1 protein-coding gene and 3 pseudogenes are annotated in these 2,420 nt (G+C 38.0%); 3 read left to right on the plus strand and 1 reads right to left on the minus strand.

The window, feature by feature from the left end; translation table 11 throughout:
• Positions 1–122: 122 nt before the first annotated feature.
• The 3 genes and pseudogenes from V7659_RS19670 to V7659_RS19680 all read left to right on the plus strand — a co-directional run.
• A pseudogene (locus V7659_RS19670) lies at positions 123–906 on the plus strand (5-methyltetrahydropteroyltriglutamate--homocysteine S-methyltransferase); the annotation flags it as partial.
• Positions 907–998: 92 nt separating this feature from the next.
• Positions 999–1,856 carry a dimethylarginine dimethylaminohydrolase family protein gene (locus V7659_RS19675; RefSeq protein ID WP_335541593.1) on the plus strand — a complete coding sequence of 286 codons (858 nt, stop codon included), beginning with the start codon at positions 999–1,001 and terminating at the stop codon, positions 1,854–1,856.
• Between the two features lie 107 nt (positions 1,857–1,963).
• Positions 1,964–2,161 (plus strand): annotated as a pseudogene (locus tag V7659_RS19680) (DUF4822 domain-containing protein); the annotation flags it as partial.
• 23 nt (positions 2,162–2,184) lie between these two features.
• Here the strand turns inward: V7659_RS19680 and V7659_RS19685 are convergent.
• Positions 2,185–2,420 (minus strand): annotated as a pseudogene (locus V7659_RS19685) (homocysteine S-methyltransferase family protein); the annotation flags it as partial.

Here is a 2,420-nt window from a genome sequence, read left to right on the forward strand (position 1 = left end):
CCTAAATTATTTCGTTTTACCAAATAATCAATATTTAAATATATCAGAATAAATATTTAAAAAAATCAATATTTTCTATACAGTAATTATTTTCAGAAAAAATGCAAAGGCTTTCAGGTTTAATGAGGATTTTTAGTAGGTCTTTCTGCTATACACTCATTAGCGCAACGTTCAAAGCCGATCACGTCGGAAGCTTCCTTCGTCCCGAACGACTAAAACAGGCACGTCTTCAAAAAGAAAACGGAGAAATCACAGCGGAACAACTTCGAGCGATTGAAGATGAAGAGATCATTAGATTAGTAGAAAAACAAAAAGAAGTAGGTCTATCAGCTGTAACTGATGGAGAATTCCGCCGTGCTTGGTGGCACTTCGACTTCCTAGCAGGCCTTGAGGGCGTTGAGCTTTACGAAGCTGAAGCAGGAATTCAATTTCACGGCGTTCAAACAAAAGCTCACGGAATAAAGATTAATGGCAAACTTGACTTCGGTCAGCATCCATTTATCGAAGACTATAAATTCTTGGACAGCATCAAAGGTGACCACGTTGCGAAATTTACGATTCCAAGCCCAAATATGCTTTTCTTTAGAGGAGTTATTGAGGAAGCAGCTTATCCAAACAAAGATGAGCTCTTTGATGATTTAATTAAAGCCTACCAAAAAGCGATTCAGGCATTTTACGAGGCAGGGTGCCGTTATTTACAGCTAGATGATACTTCATGGGCAGTGTTCTTCTCTGAGAAAGGCCACCAACAAATTGCCGATAAAGGCTATACACCAGAAGAATTAATTAAAATATTCACTCGTGCCATCAATGAATCGCTTGCCAACAAACCAGAAGATATGGTCATCACCATGCATATTTTGCCGCGGAAACTTTAAATCGACTTACACAGCAAGCGGCGGTTATGTGTGCATCAAAGGGTCTTTGTCTCTGTTTGTAAATATTAGCGATAGATTAGGAAAACATAATTTAAAAAGAGAACGCAGGAGGGCAGCAAAATGGCAGAAATCCCAAAGACAAACAACAAGACTTTTTGCATGAGTGAATACGGTGTATTAAAACGAGTAATCCTTTGTCAGCCTCAATATATGACGATCCGCGAAGTAATTAATGAAACGCAAGAGCATTTTAAGAATGAAGGTATCCATATTGAACGCGCGCTTGAGCAGCACAGTAACTTTGTCAAAACGCTAAAGCAGAATGGCATCGAAGTTATTTTATTGCCTTATCATAAAAAATATCCTGAACAGGTCTTTACCCGGGATATTGGTTTTACTCTAGGGCAAACAATCTTTGTTGCTAAGATGGCAACGGATGTTCGCGCAGGGGAGGAAAACGTTTTAAAACAATGGCTGGAGGATGAAGAGATCTCTTATTATAATTTAGCCGAGGAACTCATTGAGGGCGGAGATGTTGTGATTGATCGGGAAAGAATTTACGTAGGGCTCAGCAATCGAACTGACCATAAAGCTGTTGCTCAATTACAGCGCCTTTTGAATCAATTCAATGTCATTCCGATCCCTTTTAAAGCAAAATACCTGCATCTGGATTGTGTATTTAATGTCGTTTCTCCTGACGTGGCCCTTATTTACCCAAATGCCTTAACGAAAAAAGATATCGAGCTTTTTGCTTCACGCTATGAATTAATTGAAGTTTCGGAAGAAGAACAATTTCAATTAGGTACAAATGTATTGAGTATTGGGAACAAAAGGGTATTAAGTCTGCCGGTCAATGAGAAGGTAAACAAGCAGCTTCGTAACCGAGGCTTTCAAGTTATTGAAGTGGATATCACAGAAATCATTAAATCCGGTGGCTCCTTCCGTTGTTGCACCCTTCCTATCTTACGAGAAACGTAAAATATTAATATAAAAATGACCATGTAAACAACCTTTTAAGCCCGTAAAGGGTGAGGTTGTTTATATAGTCATAAGATACATAATTAAGCTTTTTACGCTTTAACCTGCAGAAAAGAATTTTAATTTCAGAATCAATGAATTATCAAGCTGTTGTTGAAATGGTAAAACTAAATGAAGATGTTTTTACTTATAAAAGAATGGGAAAAAATGAACAAGGCAACGAAGTGGAGGTATTCGTTGAACATGTTCCTTATAAAGAAAAAGAGCTTTCTTTTACGGATTCTGATACCTCTATTTATGATACGGTTCTCCGTAACGATCTAAATAATTAAGAAGTTCGCCACTTTTTTGAAATCTCTTCAATATGATGAGGTGCTGTTCTGCAGCATCCTCCTATTAGTCATGCCCCTGCAAGGTACCATTCTTCAGATTTAAAGTCGAGCCCATGACATAATTCTTGACCATGCCATGTTTTTGTTTCTGCATTATAGGTTTCACCAGAGTTCGGATAAACAATAATCGGTTTTTTGGTGTTTGTTCGCAACTCGTTGATAGCTTCCGTCA

The sequence above is a fragment of the Neobacillus drentensis genome (assembly GCF_036966985.1).
Lineage (GTDB): Bacteria > Bacillota > Bacilli > Bacillales > Cytobacillaceae > Neobacillus > Neobacillus drentensis_E.